Annotated in this window: 20 protein-coding genes; 15 read left to right on the top strand and 5 right to left on the bottom strand. The window is 63.1% G+C overall.

What is annotated here, in order from left to right; genetic code table 11:
• Window positions 1–6: 6 nt before the first annotated feature.
• The gene (locus F4Y38_02740; GenBank protein MXY48197.1) at window positions 7–1,302 is read right to left on the bottom strand and encodes a DUF512 domain-containing protein; all 1,296 of its coding nucleotides are present in this window, start codon (window positions 1,300–1,302) and stop codon (window positions 7–9) included.
• 416 nt (window positions 1,303–1,718) lie between these two features.
• On the opposite strand from F4Y38_02740, the gene leuC reads away from it, so the two are divergent.
• From leuC to F4Y38_02685, 11 genes are all read left to right on the top strand, one after another.
• Window positions 1,719–3,119, top strand: a complete 1,401-nt coding sequence (gene leuC / locus F4Y38_02735; protein MXY48196.1) for a 3-isopropylmalate dehydratase large subunit — start codon at window positions 1,719–1,721, stop codon at window positions 3,117–3,119.
• A gap of 40 nt (window positions 3,120–3,159) precedes the next feature.
• Window positions 3,160–3,756, top strand: a complete 597-nt coding sequence (leuD, locus tag F4Y38_02730) for a 3-isopropylmalate dehydratase small subunit (GenBank protein MXY48195.1) — start codon at window positions 3,160–3,162, stop codon at window positions 3,754–3,756.
• Entirely contained in the window at window positions 3,731–6,532 is a 2,802-nt protein-coding gene (locus F4Y38_02725; GenBank protein ID MXY48194.1) for a GAF domain-containing protein, read from the top strand. The genes leuD and F4Y38_02725 overlap by 26 nt, the downstream gene beginning before the upstream one ends.
• 61 nt (window positions 6,533–6,593) lie before the next feature.
• Complete coding sequence (locus F4Y38_02720; protein MXY48193.1) at window positions 6,594–7,757, top strand: fused response regulator/phosphatase; 1,164 nt, start codon at window positions 6,594–6,596, stop codon at window positions 7,755–7,757.
• 67 nt (window positions 7,758–7,824) lie between these two features.
• Complete coding sequence (locus tag F4Y38_02715; protein ID MXY48192.1) at window positions 7,825–8,469, top strand: GNAT family N-acetyltransferase; 645 nt, start codon at window positions 7,825–7,827, stop codon at window positions 8,467–8,469.
• A 40-nt stretch (window positions 8,470–8,509) separates the two neighbouring features.
• Window positions 8,510–9,523 (top strand): phytanoyl-CoA dioxygenase family protein, encoded by a 1,014-nt coding sequence (locus F4Y38_02710; protein ID MXY48191.1) that lies wholly within the window; start codon window positions 8,510–8,512, stop codon window positions 9,521–9,523.
• Window positions 9,524–9,532: 9 nt separating this feature from the next.
• Entirely contained in the window at window positions 9,533–10,258 is a 726-nt protein-coding gene (locus F4Y38_02705; protein MXY48190.1) for a creatininase family protein, read from the top strand.
• Between the two features lie 39 nt (window positions 10,259–10,297).
• Complete coding sequence (locus F4Y38_02700; protein MXY48189.1) at window positions 10,298–11,008, top strand: hypothetical protein; 711 nt, start codon at window positions 10,298–10,300, stop codon at window positions 11,006–11,008.
• A 94-nt stretch (window positions 11,009–11,102) separates the two neighbouring features.
• Window positions 11,103–11,381 carry a hypothetical protein gene (locus tag F4Y38_02695; GenBank protein MXY48188.1) on the top strand — a complete coding sequence of 93 codons (279 nt, stop codon included), beginning with the start codon at window positions 11,103–11,105 and terminating at the stop codon, window positions 11,379–11,381.
• A 1-nt stretch (window position 11,382) separates the two neighbouring features.
• On the top strand, window positions 11,383–11,643 hold the full coding sequence (locus F4Y38_02690) for a hypothetical protein (protein MXY48187.1): 261 nt from the start codon (window positions 11,383–11,385) through the stop codon (window positions 11,641–11,643).
• Between the two features lie 158 nt (window positions 11,644–11,801).
• Window positions 11,802–12,062 carry a hypothetical protein gene (locus F4Y38_02685; protein ID MXY48186.1) on the top strand — a complete coding sequence of 87 codons (261 nt, stop codon included), beginning with the start codon at window positions 11,802–11,804 and terminating at the stop codon, window positions 12,060–12,062.
• An 11-nt stretch (window positions 12,063–12,073) separates the two neighbouring features.
• On the opposite strand, the gene F4Y38_02680 is transcribed toward F4Y38_02685, so the two are convergent.
• Window positions 12,074–13,213 carry a PLP-dependent aminotransferase family protein gene (locus F4Y38_02680; protein MXY48185.1) on the bottom strand — a complete coding sequence of 380 codons (1,140 nt, stop codon included), beginning with the start codon at window positions 13,211–13,213 and terminating at the stop codon, window positions 12,074–12,076.
• A 262-nt stretch (window positions 13,214–13,475) separates the two neighbouring features.
• Here F4Y38_02680 and F4Y38_02675 point away from each other — a divergent pair, with 262 nt between their 5' ends.
• Together F4Y38_02675 and F4Y38_02670 are read left to right on the top strand one after the other, a co-directional pair.
• Window positions 13,476–15,809 carry an extracellular solute-binding protein gene (locus tag F4Y38_02675; protein MXY48184.1) on the top strand — a complete coding sequence of 778 codons (2,334 nt, stop codon included), beginning with the start codon at window positions 13,476–13,478 and terminating at the stop codon, window positions 15,807–15,809.
• Window positions 15,809–16,693, top strand: a complete 885-nt coding sequence (locus F4Y38_02670; GenBank protein ID MXY48183.1) for a carbohydrate ABC transporter permease — start codon at window positions 15,809–15,811, stop codon at window positions 16,691–16,693. The genes F4Y38_02675 and F4Y38_02670 overlap by 1 nt, the downstream gene beginning before the upstream one ends.
• Window positions 16,694–16,753: 60 nt before the next feature.
• Here the strand turns inward: F4Y38_02670 and F4Y38_02665 are convergent, their stop codons facing one another.
• The 3 genes from F4Y38_02665 to pruA form a co-directional block, all read right to left on the bottom strand.
• Entirely contained in the window at window positions 16,754–17,113 is a 360-nt protein-coding gene (locus F4Y38_02665; protein ID MXY48182.1) for a (2Fe-2S)-binding protein, read from the bottom strand.
• Window positions 17,114–17,213: 100 nt separating this feature from the next.
• Window positions 17,214–18,068 carry an NAD-dependent epimerase/dehydratase family protein gene (locus F4Y38_02660; protein MXY48181.1) on the bottom strand — a complete coding sequence of 285 codons (855 nt, stop codon included), beginning with the start codon at window positions 18,066–18,068 and terminating at the stop codon, window positions 17,214–17,216.
• Window positions 18,069–18,087: 19 nt separating this feature from the next.
• Window positions 18,088–19,719, bottom strand: coding sequence for an L-glutamate gamma-semialdehyde dehydrogenase (gene pruA, locus F4Y38_02655; protein MXY48180.1), 1,632 nt, complete (start codon window positions 19,717–19,719; stop codon window positions 18,088–18,090).
• Window positions 19,720–20,027: 308 nt separating this feature from the next.
• Here pruA and F4Y38_02650 point away from each other — a divergent pair, with 308 nt between their 5' ends.
• Together F4Y38_02650 and F4Y38_02645 are read left to right on the top strand one after the other, a co-directional pair.
• Window positions 20,028–21,116, top strand: coding sequence for an isopenicillin N synthase family oxygenase (locus F4Y38_02650; GenBank protein MXY48179.1), 1,089 nt, complete (start codon window positions 20,028–20,030; stop codon window positions 21,114–21,116).
• 63 nt (window positions 21,117–21,179) lie between these two features.
• Complete coding sequence (locus F4Y38_02645) at window positions 21,180–21,938, top strand: phytanoyl-CoA dioxygenase family protein (GenBank protein ID MXY48178.1); 759 nt, start codon at window positions 21,180–21,182, stop codon at window positions 21,936–21,938.
• Window positions 21,939–22,017: the final 79 nt, after the last annotated feature.

Genomic DNA, 22,017 nt, shown 5'->3' with positions numbered 1-22,017 from the left:
TTTGCCTTACCGTTCGTTCGCTTCGCCTAGACCCGGAAGATCCCGCACGTGGCCGGGGAAGAGTTCCACCGGCGCCCCGATCCGCTCGCTCAGGCCGGAGAGGTTCATGTCGTCCAGCAGCAGTCCGTCGTCGTTCAGCACGTTCGGCGGAAGGTACACGCGGTCGCCCACGTCCACGCCCTTCAGCGCGTGGAGGATGTCCCGGCCGGTCAACAGTCCCGACACCGTGATCCCCGGGCCGAAGAACGTGTTCTCCGCCACGACCAGCTTCGCTTCCACGTGTGCCACCCGGTTCAGGGGTTCCACGAGCGACGTCCGGACCACGTTCTGTGCCAGTTCGGCAGTGACCAGCGTCGTCCGGAGCGGTTCGGCCGCCCGATCGGGAAGCGAACGCGTCTGCTCGCCCATTTCGGTTTCGAACTGCGTGACCATGCCGACGCCGTTCTCCACGACGGGGCAGTCTTCGTAGAAGGACGGCGGAGGAAAGGGCGTGGAAGACATCAGGTACCATTCGTCGGACAGATACACCAGCGGATGCCCGAGCCGTTCGCGAAGCTCATCCTGCCAGTCGCCGACCGTATCGATCATGCGCCGGGCGTAGTCCACGGTGACCGGCTCGAGGTGATACAGTCCCTGGCGGTGCGCGGTGAGGCCGACGGGCACGATGGAGACCGACTCCACCGCAGGATAAAGTTCGGCCAGGTCGTCCACGGTCTTTCGCAGCGCGGGGCCGTCGTTGAGTCCGGGACAGAGGACGATCTGCGTCTCGATCAGGATGCCGCCGTCCGCCAGCCGCCGCAGGATGGGCATGACGTCCTTCGCCTTGGGCGCGCCCAGCAGCATCCGTCGCAGTTCCGGGTCCGTGGCGTGGACCGACACGTAGATCGGACTCAGGCGCTGCACGATGATCCGATCGAGGTACGCGTCGGAGGCGAAGGCCAGCGTCACGTAGTTGCCGTAGAGGAACGTGAGGCGCACGTCCTCGTCCTGGAAGTATACGGCCTTGCGCATGCCCTTCGGATTCTGGTGGATGAAGCAGAACACGCACTTGTTCGCGCAGGCCTGGTAGGGCGGTTCGTGGAGAGACAGACCGAGGTCTTCATCCGGATCCTTCTCCACGTCGATCAGCACCCGGTTTCCATTGGCCTGGAGAATGTCGAGTTCCAGCACGTCTTCACTGGACCAGAACCGGTAGTCGAGGGAATCCCTGACCCGGGCCTGATTGATCCGGATCAACCGGTCTCCGGGGACCAGGCCGACATGATCCGCGATGCTGTCCGGACGCACCTGTTCTATCCGCATATCACCTAACACTCTGAAATATCAGTGACAAAATAGCGTCATCACAAGCAATCGTTTAGGTATCTACATTTAACGAATTGCGACTCTTGGAAATATAGAGAATCGGACCCTTTCTGTCAAGGGGATTGGCGGGGTCCGGAACCCGCGGATGACGCACCTGAAAACCCGTGGATGACGCACCCGGAAGCCTGCATGCGAAGGGCGCCGACAACGGGAAAACGAAGCCGCCGGGAAGCGGACTTTTCGCTTGCCCGTGATGCCGCAATCAGGCTATATTGGATGCGTTGACCCGCCAGACGTTATTATGGGTGTAAGCGTATGAATTTACGATCTTTACAGGCCGCCGCGCGGTAATGTACGACCGGCGGACCGCCGCCGCGCCTGTTTATGAATCGGAGAATCCCGGGGAAAGAGCAATGCCTCCCAAAACCATGTACGAGAAGGTCTGGGACCAGCACGTCGTCAGGGAGATGCCCGACGGGCTCACCGTCCTGTACATCGACGCCCACCTGATCCACGAGGTGACCTCTCCGCAGGCTTTCGAAGGGCTGCGGGCCGCGGGCCGGAAGCTGAGGCGGACCGACCTGACCTACGCCACTATGGATCACAACGTGCCCACCACCGACCGGTCCCTGCCCATGACCGACGAGATCGCGCGCCTGCAGGTGGACATGCTGGCCCGGAATTGCGAGGAGTTCGGCGTGCCCCTGTACGACCTCGACTCGCCCCGCAACGGGATCGTCCACGTGATCGGTCCGGAACTGGGCATCACGCAGCCGGGCAAGACCATGGTCTGCGGCGACAGTCACACGTCCACCCACGGCGCCTTCGGCGCGCTGGCCTTCGGCATCGGCACGAGCGAGGTCGAGCACGTCATGGCCACGCAGTGCCTGCTCCAGAAGCGCTCCCGGACCTTCGAGATCCGCGTGGACGGCGTACTGAGCGAGGGGGTGACCGCCAAGGACATCATCCTGAACATCATCCGCCGCACCGGTACGGCCGGGGGCACGGGCACGGTCATCGAGTACGCGGGCAGCACGATCCTCGGTCTTTCGATGGACGAACGGATGACGATCTGCAACATGTCCATCGAACTGGGTGCGCGGGCCGGCCTCATCGCGCCGGACGACACGACCTTCGAGTACCTGGCGGGGCGGGAGTTCACACCGGACGGCGCGGCGTTCGACCGGGCCGTGGCGGAGTGGCGGACGCTGGCCACCGACGACGGGGCCGAATTCGACGAGCGGCTCGCGCTCAAGGCGGACGAGATCGTGCCCCAGGTGTCGTGGGGAACCAACCCCGGCATGGTGACGGACGTGACCGGCGTCGTGCCCGATCCCGCCTGGATGGACAGCGAAAACGACCGGCGCGCGGCCGAAAAAGCCCTCTCCTATATGGCGCTTGAACCCAACACGTCGATCACCGATATCGAGATCGACCGCGTCTTCATCGGCAGCTGCACCAATTCCCGACTGAGCGACCTGCGGGCGGCCGCGGACGTCATCAAGGGCCGCCGCGTATCGCCGCGGGTGACCGCCCTGGTCGTGCCCGGGTCCCACGCGGTCAAGCGGCAGGCCGAAGCCGAGGGACTGGACCGGGTGTTCCTGGAAGCCGGCTTCGAATGGCGCGAGGCCGGTTGCAGCATGTGCCTGGGCATGAACCCGGACATCCTGCAGCCCGGCGAGCGGTGCGCCAGCACCTCGAACCGCAACTTCGAAGGCCGGCAGGGCAGGAACGGACGCACGCACCTGGTCAGCCCGGCCATGGCCGCGGCGGCCGCCGTCGCCGGCCATTTCGTCGACGTGAGAGACTGGTAGGCACACCGAAAACGGCGCAAACCGGAAACGGAGCTTTGGCATGGCGGAACCCTTTACCTCGCACACCGGCCTGGCGGTCCCGCTCGACCGGATCAACGTGGACACGGACCAGATCATCCCCAAGCAGTTCCTGAAACGGATCGAGCGCACGGGGTTCGGCCAGTTCCTTTTCTACGACTGGCGGTTCACCGGCGACGGCTCACCCGATCCCGGTTTCGTGCTCAACGAAGACCGCTACCGGGACGCCACGATCCTGTTGACCGGGGACAACTTCGGCTGTGGGAGTTCCCGCGAGCACGCGCCCTGGGCCCTGCAGGACTACGGCTTCCGCGTGATCATCGCGCCGTCCTTCGCGGACATCTTCTACAACAACTGCTTCAAGAACGGACTGCTTCCCGTCGTGCTGCCCGGAGATACCGTACGCCGCATGCTCCGGTACGCGGCGGAACAGCACCCCTATTCCATCTCGGTGGACCTCGAGGAGCAGGTCGTCGCCGAGCCCCGCGGCGCGTCCCACCGATTCGAGGTCGATCCCTTCCTCAGGCACTTTATCCTGAAGGGTCTGGACGAGATCGGCTGGACCCTGCAATACGAGGACGATATTGCGGCGTATGAACGTACCCAGTGTACCGGTTGACCAACTGCTCGCGCTGTCCCAGGCCAGTGACGAAATGTCGCGCAGCGTGTTTCACCGGGACCGTCACGCCACGCTGCGCACGGTGACCCGGTGCGTCCACGACCTGCTCGACGCCGAATACTGCGGCATCTTCCTGGTTCCGGAGGACGCGCCGCACGAACTGGAGTTGACGGCGCAGTACTCGGACCTGACCGGCCACGACGACCCGCCGCCCGTCCGGCTGCAGATTCACAGCGCGCCGAAAGGCGGCATGACCGGCCATATCGCCGACCAGGGCGACATCGTCCGCCTGCACGGGACGCAGATCACCGGAAGTCCTTTCTACTCCGGGAACGTACGCGAGTACCTGGCCAGCAAGCAGCTGCAGTCCCTCCTCGCCATTCCCCTCAAGGACCATAAGAACGTCGTCCTGGGACTCGTCAAGGTGGAGAACAAAAAGTCGCCGGTCGGCCCGGTCGGCCCGGTCAGCCCGGTCGGTCCGGTCGGTTCGGGCGGTCCGCTCTCTGGAGACGGCTTCGATGAAGCGGACGAATACATTGCCCGGATCCTGGCCAACAAGATCGTCATCGTCCTGGAGCATCTGAGAACGGTCTCCGTCAATCGCGACCTGGTGCACGCCATCCACACGACACGCGACCGCTCGTCCATGCTCGAGGAGATCCTCTATCGCAGCCGGGCGCTGGTTCGGTGCGACCGGGGCGACTTCATCTCCTGGAACGAGACGCTGGGCGACCTGGTCATCGCCGCCCAGCTGGGAGAGGCCACTTTCCCGGAGGGCAGTCCCGTCCCCACACCCAGCATCGTGCGCCGTCTCTGGGACGATCCATCCTTGACCGAGATTCGCGTCCCCGACGTGTCGGCCGACCCGGACTATCGCGCCATGGACGGCCGGACGAAGTGCCAGATCGCGGTCAAGCTCCAGTTCGAGGGCCGGCGTATCGGCATCCTGAGCGTGGAATCCTACGAGGTGGACGCCTTTGACGACCACGACCTTGAGATGCTGCACTGGCTCGCCCATTACGCGGCAATCGCCTACCAGGTCGTCGGGCGGGAAGCCCAGTTCAGGGGGATCGTGCAGCGCCTGGTCGAACACTCTCCGCCCCGCGACGAGATCCTGAACCGGATTCTCGTCAGCGTTCGGTCGATCTATGGGTTTACGGACGGCATCATCTACATCGTCGACTACACGGACCGGATGCTCCACTGCCTGTCCTATATCGGTTGCGAGGGTTTCGACGGCGACCTTTCCCGCCTGAGCTTCCGTTTCGACGAACAGGCGCTGGCGACCAGGGCGTTCCGGGAACGAAAAGGCTACCTCTGCATGGATCCGCAGTCGGATCCCCAGATCAGTCCCCGCGCCCTGCGCATACTGAAATTCGACGTGCCCATCGTCGTCATGCCGCTGCTCTACGATCAGAAAGTCGTGGGCGTATTCACCTTGTGGAGCCAGAGCGGGCAGGTCGCCCCCGACGAGCGCCATCTGGCCGAAATGGAGCCCTTTGCGCGGCTGGCCGCCGCGAACATCGCGCTGTCGGAGACCGAACGGCACCGCAGCACGGTTTTGGAATCCATCCAGGAGATCCTGACCCTGATGCAGACCGAGTTGTCCAGGGAGAAGAACTTGCGCCTCATTCTCCACGGCGTGCAGATGGCCGGCTTCGACCGGGTGCGCATATTCGCAGTCGACGAAACGGGGGAAAAACTCGTCGGCATCGATTCGGTCGGCATGGACGACCCGGACGATTTCGCAGGCTATACGATCATCATCAAGGACAATCCTTACACGGAATCCGTGGCCAGGCAGTCCAGGACCAGGCCCTCGGCATGCTGGTTCGACCCCGCCGATTCCGCGTCTCTTGGCCGCTCTCCAGACGCCGCGGCGTTGGGCAAGGACGACGACCTGCCCTGGCTGGCCGTGCCGCTGGTCATCGCGGGACAGTTCTATGGTCTGATCGGTGCGGACAATATGCGGACCCGGCACGATATCACCCCGGACCACCTGGAATTCATGACCGTCATCGGCGCACTGGCGGCGCAGGTCATCGCAAACTCCCAGACCGTGGAACTCCTGCGCGACCGTACCCGTGCCGAGGCCCGCAGTGAACTTGCCCAGCGGACGCTGCACGCGCTGAAAACTCCGGCGATGGCCACGCAGATCTTCCTGAGGCACCTCAACCAGGCGATACGCGACGAGACGCACGATAACGGCCAGGCGGGGGAACTCATGAGCAAGATCCGGGGCCAGATTGACCGTATCGCCGCGATCGCCGAGGATATGCAGCGCCTGACCAAGCTGACCCTCACGCCGAAGCGAAGGGTGGACATCAACGACGTCGTGCGGCGCACGGTCATGGACGGCCTGATCGGCGAGGCGTGCAAGGCGGAATTCGATTTCGCGGATCCGCCGCCCTTTGTCGAAGTCAACGTGGAGGAGATCGACCAGGTGATAACCGAACTGACCGGCAATGCCTGGAAGGTCATGGGTTACAGCGGACGCATTCACGTTTCCACGCGGCTCGGCCTCGCTTCGCAATACCCCCGGCTGATGCGCCGGGGAAACGGCCAGTATGTACTGATCAACGTCCGCGACACGGGGCCCGGTATCCCGGAATCCGTGCGCAAGGAGCTTTTCAGTGCCGGCGTGTCGACTACCGGCGGATCCGGACTCGGGCTGTATGCCATACGGACCATCGCCGAGGAGCACCAGGGCGAAGTCTGGCTCGAGGATACCGGTCCGTACGGCGCCACCTTTACCTTCGCTCTGCCCCTGGCGTAATGAGTCGTGAGTCGGTTCCGACCGCCGAACGGGCAAAACGCTTTGACGGTCTGAGTGTGTTATGGCCAAACCCCTCGTACTCCTCCTCGATGACGACCCCGCCATCACCTACGCCGTATCCCTCGACCTGGAACCGGATTTCGACGTGATCTGCGCCGGCGGCGTGGACGAAGGCGTGGACCGGATCGGCAACGCACGCGGCGCCGTGGACGTGGCGGTGATCGATATGTGGATCGAAACGGACCGGGAAGGCGGACTCGAAGCGATCCGGCGCATCCGGGCCCTCGAGTCTCCGCCGGAATGCGTCGTGCTGACCGCGTACGGGACCCAGCCCAATATCGTCAAGTGCATGGAAGCGGGCGCTTTCAGCTACGTGGAGAAATCGGGCCGCGCCGCCGACGACACCACCGGTCTCCTGGTCACGGCCATCAAGCGGGCCCTGGAGACGCGCCATCTGAAACAACTCGAGGCGGCCCAGGAGCAGATCAAGGCGGACGAGCGCCTCAAGCAGGACATCGCACGCGCCTACGAGATCCAGCGTTCCATGCTGCCCCAGGAGGATCTGCGGCACGCCGGCATGCGGTTCACCGGCTACTGCCGTCCCGCCGAGAACGTGGGGGGCGACTACTACGACTACTTCGCGCTGCCCGACGGGCGGGTCGGCCTGCTGATCGGCGACGTCACCGGCCACGGGTTCAACGCGAGCCTGATCATGGCCATGGCCCGCAGTTGCCGGGCCACCCAGACCCGGATCGACCCGGACGTCGCCCCGGTCATGGACGCCCTCAACCGGATCGTGCAGACGACCGGTCCCGACTGGCTGTTCATGACGGCTTGCTACCTGGTGATCGATCCGGACGCGCGGCGGTACGCCTACGCTAACGCCGGCCATCACTTTCCGCTTCACTACCGCGCGGACACGCGCACGGCTGAACCCCTGGAGTCCACCGGCCCCCTGCTGGGGATCGACGCCGACACGGCCTTCGATGCCGTGGAACGGCCGTGGAGCCCGGGTGACGCCCTGGTCTTGTTTTCGGATGGTATCGTCGAAGCGGAGAACGCCACCGAAGAGGTCTTCGGCGAAGACCGCCTACGGGACGTCGTGGAAACCCACGGACACCGGCCGCCATCGGACCTGAAGCAGCATATCATCGATGCCGTCGAGGCGTTCAGCCAGGGCGTGCCGTATATGGACGACGTGACGCTGCTGGTGGCAAAACTCTAGATATTTGCGTAGTGTGTTGTCTTCCGGGTGAGCGCTTGCGGCAACCGGGCGACACGCCGGTCGAAACATCAAAAGAGATGGGCGTGGTCCGTTGCGGCCACCGCCAGGGCGAAACGCAGGACATAGCGACTTGGAAATTATCGAAGAACCCGTAGCCAGGCTGGCCGAACACGGCCATGTACCCATCGCCTACGAGGTAAGATCCCGTTTCCGGGCCGATCCGGCGGACGGCGGCCTGGGGGGTATCGCGCTGGTGGAAGAACCGGTGGATCCTCCCTACGTCAAGGACTACGATCAGACCTCCGAAGAAGGGCCCGCCCGGTGGCCCAGCCGGTGGCTCGGCCGGTGGGACACTTCGTCATGGGGATTGCTCGCGGCCTTCGACGGTCCCCGGCGCTTGGGCGGGGCGTTGCTGGCCCGCCGCACGCCGAACGTGAACATGCTGGAGGGCCGGGACGACCTCCTGGTGCTGTGGGACCTTCGCGTCCACCCCGACCGTCGCGGGACCGGCGTGGGACGAAAACTCTTCGAGGCCGCGGTGGACTGGGGGCGGCGCCACGGCTGCATCGAGATGAAGATCGAAACCCAGAATACCAACGTTCCCGCGTGCCGGTTCTATGCCCGCCAGGGGTGCCGCCTGGGCGCCATCATTTCCAACGCCTACGAGGAGTTCCCCGACGAGCTTCAGTTGATCTGGCGCCTGCCGCTGTGACGGGCATTTCCGCCTTGCGTCCGGGTTTCGCCGGCTTATAATGAGGAGTAACCGGCAGGCCGGAAAGGCTAACGGCAGTGGACCATCCTGCGAGCCTCGCGTCACAGAAACATTCCGACCGGCGCGTCGCTTCCCGTGTCGGTTGCCGGCATATCAGTTGTACAATTGTACAATACACCTCTCATCAGGCTCCATGGAGTTCGCCATGCATCCCACGCCCCTGTCCGAATCCCAGCGCCGTTCCTTCGAGGAGGACGGCTACCTCGTCGTCCGGGGCGCGCTGGATCCCGCGCAGATCGAAGCGCTCACGGAGACGGGCGACCGGCTCATGGAAGGGTTCGAATATCCCGACTTCTACGCCCACCGCCGTCCCGGTCTCGTGCAGGAGCGGCCCTTCCTCGACCTCGTAACGAACGAGCGCACGGTCCCGCTGATCGTGGCGCTGCTCAGCTTCAACATACACATCACGAACACGGCGCTCATCTACAAGCACCCGGAGGCGCCCGGGGAAACCGGCCAGGTCAACTGGCACCGCGACGTGGGCGTTTCGCTGGACGTGGGCCACGTGGTGCTTCCCTTCGTCGGCCTGAAGATCGGCTACTGCCTGACGGATTTCCAGGCGCCGGACACGGGGGCGACCATGTTCGTCCGGGGCAGCAACAACATGAAGTCCGCGCTGCCCATACGAAAGGGCCAGATCCATCCGGACGAATACGTGCAGCCGATCCTTCGGGCCGGCGACGCGTTCCTCTTCGAAAACCGCACCTATCACGCCGCCGGGCTGAACTTCACGAAACAGATCGCCAAGGTCGTCATCTACGGCTACCACTACCGGTGGATCAAACCGGACCACTACATGCGGTTCTACAGCGGCATTCAGCAGCCCGACGCCGGCCTGCTCGCCGGTACCGACGACGTCGGACGCCAGCTGCTGGGCGCCACCGTGGACTCGGAGGGACGCGAGGCGCCCGACGGCATCGACTGGCCCATCCGGGAATGGGCTGACCGGCACGGACTCGACGTGGCCCAGTATACGCATACCGTAGAAGCCTGATCGGAATCCATGTACCTGAAGCACATGCTTCCCCATCAACTGCGCGAAGCGGCAAAACGGGGCGACCCGCTGCTCGTGCCCGCCGGCTGCATCGAGACCCACGGCCCCCACATGGCCATCGGTCACGACACGATCATCGTGGAGGAGATCTGCGCGCGCGTGGCGAAGCGCCTGGACGTGATCGTCTCGCCGCCCTTCGATTTCGGTCCCACCGGTTACGCGCTGGGCGGTCCCGGGGACGGCACCATCGACCCCGATTACGATGCCTTCGGGTCGTACGTCAAGTCGATCCTGCGGAATTTCCTGGAAATGGACTTCGGGCGTATCTACGTGATGATCATGCACCAGGGCATGGAGGCCCCGCTGGCGCTGGCCTTCAAGAAGGCCGCGGCGGAGCTGTCCTTTGAAATGGTCCTGGCTGAAGGCAGGCCTCGGGGATGGTGGGCGGACGCCAGTATGTCCAGGGAGGCCCGCCGGTTCGGCAGGATCCAGGTCCACCCCATGATCCTTCCCGCCGCGTCTTCGCCCGCCGGCGGCGACCACGCCGGGTACAACGAGACTTCATTCCTCCTGGCCACGCGCCCGGAACTGGTGGACCAGGGCCGCCTCGACGAAAACGCGCCGTGGTACTGCCGGCAGGACGAAGACCGGAACAGCTGGACGGCCAACGCGGCCCACGGGGAGGCCATGGTCGGGGCGGTCGTCGATGCGTGGGTCGAACTACTGCAGCGCTGAATACAAACCGAAGCGTTTAACCGTAGAAAGGAGCGACACATGCGGTCCATTTTCGTCGGAATCGAGTACGCCGGCAAGTCTACCCTGATCGATCACCTGGACGTCTACTACCAGAAACGGCGTCGCCGGACCCATCTCGACGATCATTTCACCATCCCGGACGCTTCCCTGGGTCCAGTTTCCCGGGCCCAGTACGTCCACTATCCCGACGACGTGAAAGAACGCATGCAGCGGATGCAACTGCATTACCACGTGGAGGTCATCCGCAACTACCCCCACACGCTGATCGCCGGCTGGCACATCGAGGAGAAGGTCTACTGCGACGTATACGGCAGCGTGGAGGGAAATCCATACTATCCCAACTACGTCCAACACAACCAGCGGCACTACGAGGTGCTGGTCCTGGAAGCCCGGCTGCCCGACGTCGTGCTGATCCACCTCACCGCCGACGACGACGCGATCCGCGAGCGCATGCGCACGGACCCCCACGAGTACCAGATCATCGACGAGAAGGACATACCCGACCTCAAGAAACGCTTCGAGGACGAGGTCGACCAATCGCTCCTGACGCGCAACGGCCACCTGGTCACGCTGGATACGACCGAAAAGTCACCCGCGGAAACCCTGGACGAACTGCTGCTGAAGACCGACCCGCTGGTGACCGACGGCGAACTGGCCATGCGGGCCATGGCGGTGCCGGAGGAGGACTACGAGGTCAGGTACGAGAACGGCGAGCGGAAGATGGTGTAGGGAGAATCCACAGTGTAGAGGGAAGCCACCGGGTTTTTTGTGTTTTTTTTAAGTCCATAACGAGATCGTGGGTTTGAATTCCGACGAATCAAGTATGGACCAATTGATTTTGATCATAGGGTCAGTATCGACAGCATGTCTCGTTCTCCTGGCAGTGGTTTCGCTGGGGTGGAAGTTTGCTCATAGGAATCAAGATGAGTTGAAAGCACTTCGTGTATCCATGGATGAAATAAAAAGCGTATTGTTTGAAATCAACGGAAGGTTGGGAAGAGTAGAGGGCAGGCTGGAAAGAGTAGAGGGCAGGCTGGACAGCATTGAAGGCCAACCAGGCTATAACCCGTTTACAGGCGGGGTGAAGGATAGTGGCTGTTAACTTGACCGATGAAGCTAAAACGCTTGTTCTGAAAGCCTTACATACCGGAGATGGGCTGATACTGACCGGGCAGACGTTCTCGGGATGGTTCGTTCAGACCGGTCAATGGAATTCCGGTTTTATCAGAAGCAACGAACAAAATGTCTGGAAAGATGCGTTGGAATCTCTATGCCTGAACGAGCTTGTGGTGCTGTCAGGAATCCAGCTGTATAGGCTGACATCCAAAGGCCGGGAGTTGGCTTATTCGCTCAAATCCGAGTAGAATCTACCTCATCAAATTATGACCAGGCCGTCATTGGGAGAATCGTAAAGAAAATAGAAACAACATTGAAGCGTATAACCAATGAAGACTGATCCAAACAAAACCACGCTGAATGAACACCTTAAGGCGAAACTGCTTCGCGATGAAGGAACCGTACGATGACCGTAACATCTCGCGACAACTTGACCTTCGGCGCACAGATCGTAACTGCCGTAGGAATGTTCATTGTGACCCTGGGCATCTTGTTCATCGCGACGCTTACTTACCTGGATCGGGAAGATCAGGAATTCAGGAATGAGATACGGACCGACCTCACAGAAATCCGTACTGCGATGAGAGACATGAACATTCGTCTCGACAACATCAACACCCGGCTCGGAAGGGTCGAGGGGTATCTGAGGGTATCCGGCGAAGAGTAACGCACCCGTTTCTACGCCGCCAGACCCTTGCCCTGGGCTTCCTTGATGCATTCGGCGAGGATGGGGACGCCTTCGCGGATATCCTCTATCGTGGGGAACCCGAATGCGATGCGCAGGTAAGGGATGTCCTCGTTCACGGCGCTGAAGGACTGACCCAGGCTGTAGTAAACCCCGCGCCCAGCCGCCAGTTGCAGCGCTTTCCGCGTGTCCGTCGCCGAGGGGATGCGCACCCATACGAACATGCCGCCGGGCGGATCCGTCCACCACACCTCCTCGCCCAGATCGCTGAAGTTGGTCGCCAGCGTATCGACCACGGCGTCCTTGCGCGCCTTCATGACGTCGTTCACATCGCGAATGTGGTCCCAGAGATGATCGCCCAGGTATTCGGCCACGATCATGCTCGCCAGCGCGTTTGTCCCACCATCCATCTTGTTCGCCATGATCCGCTGCTGCAGCGCCTCCGGCGCCATGAAGTAGCCCTGCCGGACGCCCGGTCCGAGGATCTTTGAAAAAGAGCCGACGTACACGACCCGGCCGTCTTCGTCGAGGTGGTACAGGTTCGGTGGCACCGGATCGGACTGGAACACGAGATCGGCGTAACAGTGGTCTTCCACGACCAGCGTGTCGAATTCCCGGGCCAGTTCGAGGAGGCGCTTGCGACGCTCCGGGGACAGGATGGAGCCCGTGGGATTGTGATGGGTGGGGATGGTGTAGATGAACTTCGGCCGCGTGCCCCCGTCGACGAGCCCTTTGAGCACAGTCTCCAGTTCCTCCGGCACCAGGCCCTGGTCGTCGACAGGCGCCGGCGCGATGCGCACCTGGCGGCTTCGGAAAACGCTCAGCGACCCGCCGTAGGAGAAGGACTCCGTAACGATCGAATCGCCCCGCGACGCGAAGGCCTCCGTAATCAACTGGAGCGCCTGCATGGAACCGGACGTCAGCACGATCTCCTCCAGGGGGACCGCCCGTCCCGCGCCGCGCTTGAAGCGCTCCGACGCGATGGTCCGCAAGGGTTCGTAGCCGCGACCGTCCGGGTAATTCACCAGTTCCGGACCTCGGGCTCTAATGACTTTCGCGGCGGCCTCTGCCAGCGCGTCCGAAGGAAAGGAAAGCGGATCGGGTCTTCCCGCGCCGAAATTGATCTCACGCATGGACCTGCTCCTGTAAGGTGGCGGTTACGCCAATGCTGGAATTTACGTTATTCGATGCACAGGTAAGTCGATCACGGAATGTAGAACGGCCGTCCCGCGCCTGTCAACCGGTTATGCACGGATCAGGTGCGCAGCGAGGGCTTAACAAGGCGCGCAGCGAGGGCACACTACTGGACAATGTGGGTGGCGTTGACAGGATATTCCGCGCGTCCTACATTGATCCTACCTGACCATGTAGGTCGCATCCATCGGTTCACAAAACATGACCCAGTTCCGATTCCTCCTGCTGTTCAGCATACTCACCTCGTTCGCGGCCGTTTCCGAAGCGCAGGACCAGCCCCCAATCCGAGTTGAGATACCGCTCTTCGAGGGCGGCCAGGGACTGGAGTTCTTCCTCGAGTGCGCCCGGACCTACGAACAGGAACACGAAGGCGTGGTGATCGACCTCTACGGCGATCCCCGCATCCACGACAAGGTGCGGGTGCGCATCCTGGAACGGTCCTTCCCGGAGGTCACCAACGCCCGTCTCAACTACTGGGCGCTGATTCGAAACGGCGACCTGCTGCCTATGGACGAGTTCCTCGACCAGCCCAACTGGGAGGGTGACCGCACCTGGCGCGAATCGTTCCTGCCCGGGACCCTGGCCCAGTACACCCACGAGGAAAAGACCTACGGCATCCCCCTGATGGCGTCGGCCTACGCCGTGTGGTACAACAAGAACATGTTCGAGGAAAACGGCTGGGAGCCGGCGACGACCTGGGAGGAGTTCCTCGAACTGTGCGAGGAGATCAAGGCCGCCGGGATGTGGCCCCTCGCCTTCCAGGGCCGGTACCCGGGCTACGTGCAGGTCGTGATCGACCACGCCTACTACCACCTCGCCGGACCTGACCGTTACAACGATCAGAAGAACCTGGTGCCCGGCAGCTTCGACAACCCCGAATTCATCGAGGCCCTGTCGAACGCGCAGCGGATCGCCCTCGATTACTTCCAGCCGGGCGCCATGGGCATGAGCCACACCGAGTCCCAGCTCGAGTTCTTCCTGGGGCACACGGCCATGATCTTCTGCGGATCGTGGCTCAAGAGCGAGATGCTGGGGAAAATCCCGGACGATTTCCGACTGGGGTCCTTCAACATCCCGGTGGCGCCCACTGGCAGGGCGGATCCCTCGGCCGTCTACGGCGGTTCCGGGTACTATTTCGTCCTGAAGGACAGCGAGAACCCGCTGGCCGGGGTCGAGTTCCTGCGCTTCATGACTTCGCGGCGCATGGCCGGCCTGTTCGCCCGGATGCGGGACATCCCCGTGTCCGTGGCGGGCGTATCCGAAGCGAACCTGACCGAGGACATGGCGGACCTGGCGGACATGTTAAAGAACGCGGCCGTCACCTACGGCACGCCGCCCGGCGAGGGTTATCCGGCCATGACGCAGTACTGGACCGATGCCCGGTTCAGGGTGATCACCGGCCAGACCACGCCCGCGGAGGCCGCCGCGGAACTGGAAGCCGCCGCGGCCGTCGTACGGAGGCAGACCATCGCGCCGGACGAGATCAACATCCGGCACGTCTGGAAACCCGGTCTGCTGATCGGCCTCATGGCCCTGGCCATCGGCTACTGGTCGGCCACGACCTACAGGCGCTACCGCGACCGGCGACGCGCGGGGAAATCTCACGTCGCCGGCCTCCCCTTCCTTCGGCGCACCGACCGGATCATCTTCATCGCGCCCGCCCTGCTGCTCTACGCGGTCTTCGTGATCATCCCGAGCGCAAAGTCGTTCCTCTGGAGCCTGAACGAATGGGACGGGCTGACCGACATGCACTTCACGGGCCTGCTCAACTTCGGCCGGCTGCTTTTCGAAAGCGACGGGTTCTGGATCGCGCTGAACAACAACCTGTTCATCATGTTCGTCATCCCGCTCTTCGTCATCCCCCTCTCCCTCTTCCTGGCCGTTTGCATCAGCCGGCAGATCCGAGGATCGAAGTTCTTCCGCATCGCCTTCTTCTTCCCGAACATCCTCGGGGCCGTGGCCGCGACCCTCCTCTGGATGCACCTCTACAATCCCCAGGGCGGACCGATCAACGCCGCGCTGGTGGGCCTCGGCATGATCCTGTCCGTGATGGGCTTCGAGAGCGCGGGAAGCTGGCTGCAGGCCATGGAAGGATTCGCCTGGCTGTCGCAGTCCAACCTGTACTGGGCGCTCATCCCCATGTCCATCTGGGGCGCCTGCGGTTTCAACATGATCCTCTTCCTGGCCGCCATGGAAAGCATTCCCCAGAGCCTCTACGAAGCGGGGGACATCGACGGGGCCTCGTCGTGGCGGCAATTCTGGACCATCACCCTGCCGCTGATCTGGGAGGTGCTTTCCATCTCCATCGTGTTCATGGTCATCGGCGGGATGAAGGCCTTCGAGACCATCTGGCTCCTGACCAACCAGACGCCCACCACGCAGGTGCACGTCATCGGCACGCTCATGGTGCAGGACATGTTCACCGAGTTCAAGATCGGCGAGGCCACGGCCATCGCGGTGCTGCTGTTCATCATGGTCTTCTTCGGCACGGCCGCCACACTGCGGCTCATGCGAAGGGAAACGGTGGAGTTCTGATGACGCGGACGGAAGGAATGAAACGATCGGGCGAAAGCAGCCGGACGTCGTCCTGGAATTTCGTGATCTATCCGGTCCTGCTCGGGTACCTGGTCATCGTGGTCTACCCGATGGCCTGGTTGCTGTACACGTCGCTCAAGACGGACCGGGAGATCTTCCTGGCGCCCTTCACGTTGCCGGACTGGGCGGACCTGCAGTGGATCAACTTCTCGCGGGCGTGGACGGTGGGGCAGTTCGGGGACTACTTCCTGAACAGCGCGATGCTGACGGTCCTGACGGTGATCCTGTCGCTGCTCTTCGCGGCCATGGCGGCCTACGCCCTTTCGCGGTTCCGCTTCTTCGGCGCACGGCCACTGTTCTTCTTCTTCCTGGCTGGCCTGATGGTACCGCTTCAGCTGGCCATCGTGCCCCTCTTCTTCCAGATGAAAGACCTTATGCTGCTCAATTCCCGGCTGGGTCTGCTGCTCGTCTACATCGCCTTCGGCATGCCCTTCGCCATCTTCATCCTGGCGGGCTTCTTCAAGTCGCTGCCGTCCGGACTCCACGAGTCGGCCCTGATGGACGGCGCCGGCGAACTGCGGGCCTTCTGGCACATCATGCTGCCGCTGGCCAAGCCCGCCCTGGTCACCGTGGGCATCTTCGCCTTCCTGGGCACCTGGAACGAGTTCTTCATGGCCTTCATGTTCCTGTCGGGCGAGAACGCCGAAAGCCTGCGCACCCTACCCCTCGGCCTGGCCAACATCACCATCGTGAGCCAGTACCGCAGCGACTGGGGCATGGCCTTCGCCGGCCTGGTGCTCATGATGCTGCCCACCATGGCGGTCTACGCCCTGCTACAGCGTCAGGTGACGAAGGGGATTACGGTAGGGGCGCTGAAGGGGTGATGCCTGTCGTCGTCTGGTGGAGCGCCCGAGGGTGATGCGCCCAAGGGATGGTGCGCGAAACTACGGCTTCGCGATCCACACCGGATCGGGCGTGATGCTCGTTTCCGGCGTCGGACCGGTGTCGTCCCACTCGGCCTCGTTCTCCAGCAGGAAGCCCGGCTCGACCGACATGTCGTGATCGCAGATGATCTGGCAGGACAGCCGTACCTCGCCGAGCGCGCCCTTCTCCGTCAGCACGTCGCGTTCGGCCTCGGTCATCGTTTCCGGTTCGCCCGAGACGAAGTTCACGCGGCAGGTCGTGCACTTGGCATTGCCGCCGCAGCGATGGCCGATGTTCACGCCCGTGCCTTCGATGGCCAGCACGAGACGCTGTCCCGATTCGACCTCGTGTTCTACGCCGTTTACGGTGAGTTTCGGCATGTTGACACGCTCCTTTGATATGTTGTCAATGTTGACAATGTATTAAACGTCGCTAAAACAACCCCGGCAGCCGGCGCGTTCAGCCTGGCAGCCGGCGCGTTCAAACTGTGATATCGTGACCCAACCGGTCCCGGGTATGGTCCAGGTCCACCCAGCGGTGCGGCCCGTCGGTCACGGCATAGCAGACCTCGTATATCGGTTTTTCCGTGGCCTTCAGGGCCAGTTCGATGATCTGCGTGATGTCCGCCTGGCTGCACCAGACCGATCTCAGGAAGGGCTCGGTGGCCTCGTTGTCCTTGTTGACCCAGCCGATGCGCAGGCAGACGACGGAGAACCCGTGAGCGTCGTGGTAGGTGCGGCAGATGCCTTCGCCCCACACTTTGCTGGCCGAATAGGGTTCCGTGGGACGGGGCGGGTCGGTGACCTTGACGATGGGCATGGGATCGGGCAGCCCCTCGAGGCGGCCTTTCAGGAGCGACTTGTAGGGTTCGGAGAACTGTCCGTACCCCCAGCTCGCCATGACCGAGCTCGCGTAGATCAGCCGCCTGATGCCCTCCTCCCGGCAGACCTCCAGCACGTTGTAGGTGCCCCGGATATTGCTCTCCAGAATGGTCTCGAAGGACGCGCCGGGATCGGGGACCGCGCCGAGATGGACCACGGCGTCCATGCCCGATAGCGCCTGGGACACGGCGTCCCGATCGGTCAGGTCGGCCAGCGAGAACCGGTCATCGGGGATGCGCAGGAGGTCCTCGTCGTCAATCCGATCCGACGAAGCCGTCCGGCGGCCGCTGCCGTACACTTCGTAATCATCCTTGCCGCTCAGGTGCCGGTAGGTCAGGTTGCCGATCAATCCATACGCACCCGTTACGTGCACCTTCAGGGGTCTTCCCTCGCTCATTGGTTCCTCCGGTTGAACTTCAGTGAATCGTTTGTTGGTCTTGCGCGCTGGTGACATCCCGCCGGTGGCCGCCGGCTCAGGCTTCGTCCATGAAAGGATAGCGCCAGTCCGTCGGCGGGACCATGGTTTCCTTGATCGTCCGGGCGCTCATCCATCGGAGCAGGTTCATGGGGCTGCCCGCCTTGTCGTTCGTGCCCGATGCCCGCGCGCCCCCGAAGGGCTGCTGCCCGACGACGGCCCCGGTGGGCTTGTCGTTGACGTAGAAATTGCCGGCCGCGTTGCGGAGCGCGTCCGATATGCGCACGATCGCCTCGCGGTCCCGCGCAAAGACGGACCCGGTCAGGGCGTAGGGCGACGTGGTGTCGCAGAGCGCGAGCGTCTCGTCCAGGCGGTCGTCCTCGTATACGTAAATGGTCAGCACGGGACCGAAGATCTCCTCCTCCATGGTCCTGAACCGCGGGTTTGTCGTCACGATGGTCGTCGGTTCGACGAACCAGCCCCGCTCGCCGTCGCATCCGCCGCCGGTGATGATCTCGGCGTCGTCTGCCGACCGGGCGTATTCGATGTAACCGGAGATGGTGTCGAAGGACGCCTCATCTATCACGGCCGCCATGAAATTCGAGAAGTCTTCAGGATCACCGACCCTGATCTGCGATACCTCCGCCGTGTACCGGTCTCGGAAGGCCGGCCACAGGGAGCGGGGCACGTACATCCGGGAGGCTGCGGAACACTTCTGCCCCTGGTATTCGAAGGCGCCGCGCACCGCCGCCGCGACCAGGGCTTCCACGTCTGCCGAGGCGTGGACGAAGATGAAGTCCTTGCCGCCCGTCTCGCCCACGATGCGGGGAAAGTGCTTCATGCGTTCCAGGTTGCCGGCCACGGTACGGTACATCCGCTGGAACGTCGCCGTCGATCCCGTGAAGTGAATGCCGGCCAGGTCCGGGCTGTCGAGCACCGGGTCGCCCACCTCGGCCCCGGACCCCGGGATGAAGTTAATCACGCCGGGTGGCAGGCCGGCTTCCTGCAGCAGTTCCATGACGTGCCAGGCCGAGTAGACGGCCGATGACGCCGGTTTCCAGAGGACTGTGCAGCCGGTGAGGGCCGGCGCCGTGGGCAGGTTGCCTCCGATGGCCGTGAAATTGAAGGGCGTCACCGCGAATACGAATCCCTCGAGGGCCCGGTACTCCAAGCGGTTCCACACGCCCGGCGAGGAAGCGGGCTGGTCGCTCATGAGCTGCGCCAGGTAGCTGACGTTGAACCTCCAGAAATCGATCAGTTCACAGGCCGCGTCGATCTCCGCCTGGAAGATCGTCTTGGACTGGCCCAGCATGGTCGCGGCGTTGACCGTCTGGCGCCACGGTCCAGCCAGCAGGTCGGCCGCCTTCATGATGACCGACGCCCGTTGCTCCCAGGGCATGTCCGACCACGCCGCACGGGCTTTCAGGGCCGCGTCGATGGCCATGCGGACCTCGGCCTCGCCGGCCTTGTGATAGACGCCGAGGTCGAGCCCGTGGTCGTGAGGAGCCCGCAGCGGTGCCGTGTCGCCCGTCTTCACCTCCCGGCCGCCGATGATCAGCGGGACCTCTATGGGGGTGGATTTCAGTTCGGCGAGCTTCGCCTTGACGGCCACTCTTTCGGCCGATCCGGGCACGTAGTCCAGGACGGGTTCGTTAAAGGGCTGGGGCGGGTTGAAGCGTGCATTGGCCATGTCCCATATGTATCCGGCGCGCGGCCGATGTGTCAACTGTTTTGTAGGCCGCCAGCCGGCGCTCCCCGCGATGATCCGTGGCGCTCCCACGGCGCTTCCCGCGTCGGTCCCAGTGGCAATCCTCGGGGTGCTCCTCATGGCGCTCATCAAGGCTCTCCCCGCACCCATTTTACCCTTGCCAGATCACGCGGCAATATGAGATATTGGCGGTATAAACCAAGTCAGACGAGCGATCGACAACAGCAAGGCCCGCGGCAGCCCCGAACAGCAGCTCAGGAACAGCGGCCGGCCGGGCCGGGAGTACGGTCATGAGCACCGATCAGGCCAAACAGGAACACGGCATCAAGGCAGTAAACCAGGAATACACGCAGTACGACCAGGTGGAAAAGGAACAGACCTACAACCTGGCCGAAGGCGCGGCGGAGGAGGAATTCGACGAGGAAACGCGGATCCGGACCTGCGACATGAGCCTCTTCCTCCACGGCGGCCCGGAGGGCAGGGCGCAGTTCGCCCGGGACATCGGCGAGGCCATGGAGGGCATCGGTTTCGTGATCCTCGAGAACCACGAAATTCCGCCCAGCCTGTACGAAGAGGCCGAACGCAAGGTGGCCGAGTTCTTCACGGCCACGCCCATGGCCGACAAGATGAAGTACGAAGCCGAGCGGTACGGGTCGGTCAACCAGGGATACTTTCCCATCAAGCAGACCAGCCGGATGCATCCCGATCTCGTCGAGGGCTGGGTCTTCTGCCGCAGGGCCTTCAACCTGGGCGAGAACCCGGATTACCGCGAGACGGATTACTGGCCCGCGGCCGGGTACGAACCGTTCTTTCGGCAGGTCATACAACACCACGAAAAACTGATCCTGCCCCTCATGCAGGGCATCCTCACCTACCTGGGCTGCGATCCGTCCCTCTACGACGAGAAACTCACCCGGACGAACTTCGGCTTCCGGCTCAACTACTACCCGCCCATCACCAAAGAGGACGACGAGTCCGGGGCCGGCCGCATGCTGGGCCACGAGGACGTGGACCTGTTCACCATCCTGCCCTCCCACGGGGTGGACGGCCTGCAGGTACTCAACCGCGAGAACATGAAGTGGATCCGCCTCAATCCCCCGGAAGGCAGCATCATCATCAACACGGGCGACTATATGCAGCGGATCACCAACGACCGCCTGCCCTCCACCACCCACCGGGTCAGCAAGCCGCAGGACGCCAGCCTCTTCGGCTCCGCCCGCGTCAGCATCCCCATGGCCGTCTACGTATGGGAGGAGGAGATGCTCGAGGTGCTGCCCAACACGGGCGAGCCCAAGTACGAGCCGATTTCAGCCGTCCAGTTCCACACCCGGACCACGAGCAAGTACTACGGCGACGACTACGCAGTGGATGATGACTGACGGGTGCGCGACAGAACGGGCGACAGACCGCGAACTAGAAACGGACCCACGAAAGGGCGGCGCATGACCCCCCATGAGCAATACCTCTTCGACCTGCAGGGCTTCATCGCGGTTCCTGACGCCCTCGACGCCGGACAACTCGCCGAACTGAACCGTATCCTGGACGAGAAGATCGAAGGGGCGATGGAACCCGGCGCGACCACGCACCGATTCGGATTCACCATGCTCGACTGGGGACCCGCCTACCGCGACCTGATCGACAATCCGCGCATCGTCCCCTACTTGGAGCAAATCGTCGGACTGCAGTTCCGGCTGGACCACGACTACGCCGACATCATCCGCCAGGGCGACGGACCCATCGGCACGACCCTCCACGGCGGCGCCATCCCCTTCAACCCGCTGTATTCCTACACCTGCGTCAACCAGGAGATCCGGTGCGGCCTGACCGTGGTCGCCTACAACCTGAAGGACGTGAACCCCGGCGACGGCGGCTTCGGCTGCGTGCCCGGCAGCCACAAGGCCAACTTCCGGTTCCCCGACGAGTGGCGCAACCTCAAGACCGACCAGCCCTTCATCCGCGCCGTGACCGGCAAGGCCGGCACCGCCGTCATCTTCACCGAGGCGCTGACCCACGGCACCATGCCCTGGCTCGGCGACGAACGCCGCACCCTCTTCTACAAGTACTCGCCCAACTCGGTATCCTGGTACGCGGAGTACTACGAAGCCGAAAAGTACGAGGGACTGACGGAACGGCAGCAGCAGATCCTCGAGGCGCCGAACGCCAGGTACCGGCAGCGGGCTAAGGGTGGGGTGGTTGTGTAGGACGGTGAGCGGGTTAGAACGTAGGAAAGACTTCAAGCGGTAGTGTTTCTGCAAATCAATTAATCCCTTAAGCATAGTC

This window comes from Gemmatimonadota bacterium, from assembly GCA_009838645.1.
In the GTDB taxonomy this organism is placed as follows: domain Bacteria; phylum JAAXHH01; class JAAXHH01; order JAAXHH01; family JAAXHH01; genus JAAXHH01.
The sequence above is the reverse complement of the archived record's forward strand: the minus strand, read 5'-3'. Positions and strand labels throughout refer to the sequence as shown.

Coding starts and splice junctions, on each gene's coding strand:
- F4Y38_02700 (MXY48189.1), top strand. CDS start 10,298: ATGCGGTCCATTTTCGTCGGAATCGAGTACGCCGGCAAGTCTACCCTG.
- F4Y38_02650 (MXY48179.1), top strand. CDS start 20,028: ATGAGCACCGATCAGGCCAAACAGGAACACGGCATCAAGGCAGTAAAC.
- pruA (MXY48180.1), bottom strand. CDS start 19,719: ATGGCCAATGCACGCTTCAACCCGCCCCAGCCCTTTAACGAACCCGTC.
- F4Y38_02670 (MXY48183.1), top strand. CDS start 15,809: ATGACGCGGACGGAAGGAATGAAACGATCGGGCGAAAGCAGCCGGACG.
- F4Y38_02710 (MXY48191.1), top strand. CDS start 8,510: ATGAGGAGTAACCGGCAGGCCGGAAAGGCTAACGGCAGTGGACCATCC.
- leuD (MXY48195.1), top strand. CDS start 3,160: ATGGCGGAACCCTTTACCTCGCACACCGGCCTGGCGGTCCCGCTCGAC.
- F4Y38_02665 (MXY48182.1), bottom strand. CDS start 17,113: ATGCCGAAACTCACCGTAAACGGCGTAGAACACGAGGTCGAATCGGGA.
- leuC (MXY48196.1), top strand. CDS start 1,719: ATGCCTCCCAAAACCATGTACGAGAAGGTCTGGGACCAGCACGTCGTC.
- F4Y38_02680 (MXY48185.1), bottom strand. CDS start 13,213: ATGCGTGAGATCAATTTCGGCGCGGGAAGACCCGATCCGCTTTCCTTT.
- F4Y38_02675 (MXY48184.1), top strand. CDS start 13,476: ATGACCCAGTTCCGATTCCTCCTGCTGTTCAGCATACTCACCTCGTTC.
- F4Y38_02705 (MXY48190.1), top strand. CDS start 9,533: ATGTACCTGAAGCACATGCTTCCCCATCAACTGCGCGAAGCGGCAAAA.
- F4Y38_02725 (MXY48194.1), top strand. CDS start 3,731: ATGAACGTACCCAGTGTACCGGTTGACCAACTGCTCGCGCTGTCCCAG.
- F4Y38_02720 (MXY48193.1), top strand. CDS start 6,594: ATGGCCAAACCCCTCGTACTCCTCCTCGATGACGACCCCGCCATCACC.
- F4Y38_02645 (MXY48178.1), top strand. CDS start 21,180: ATGACCCCCCATGAGCAATACCTCTTCGACCTGCAGGGCTTCATCGCG.
- F4Y38_02695 (MXY48188.1), top strand. CDS start 11,103: ATGGACCAATTGATTTTGATCATAGGGTCAGTATCGACAGCATGTCTC.
- F4Y38_02660 (MXY48181.1), bottom strand. CDS start 18,068: ATGTCACCAGCGCGCAAGACCAACAAACGATTCACTGAAGTTCAACCG.
- F4Y38_02740 (MXY48197.1), bottom strand. CDS start 1,302: ATGCGGATAGAACAGGTGCGTCCGGACAGCATCGCGGATCATGTCGGC.
- F4Y38_02685 (MXY48186.1), top strand. CDS start 11,802: ATGACCGTAACATCTCGCGACAACTTGACCTTCGGCGCACAGATCGTA.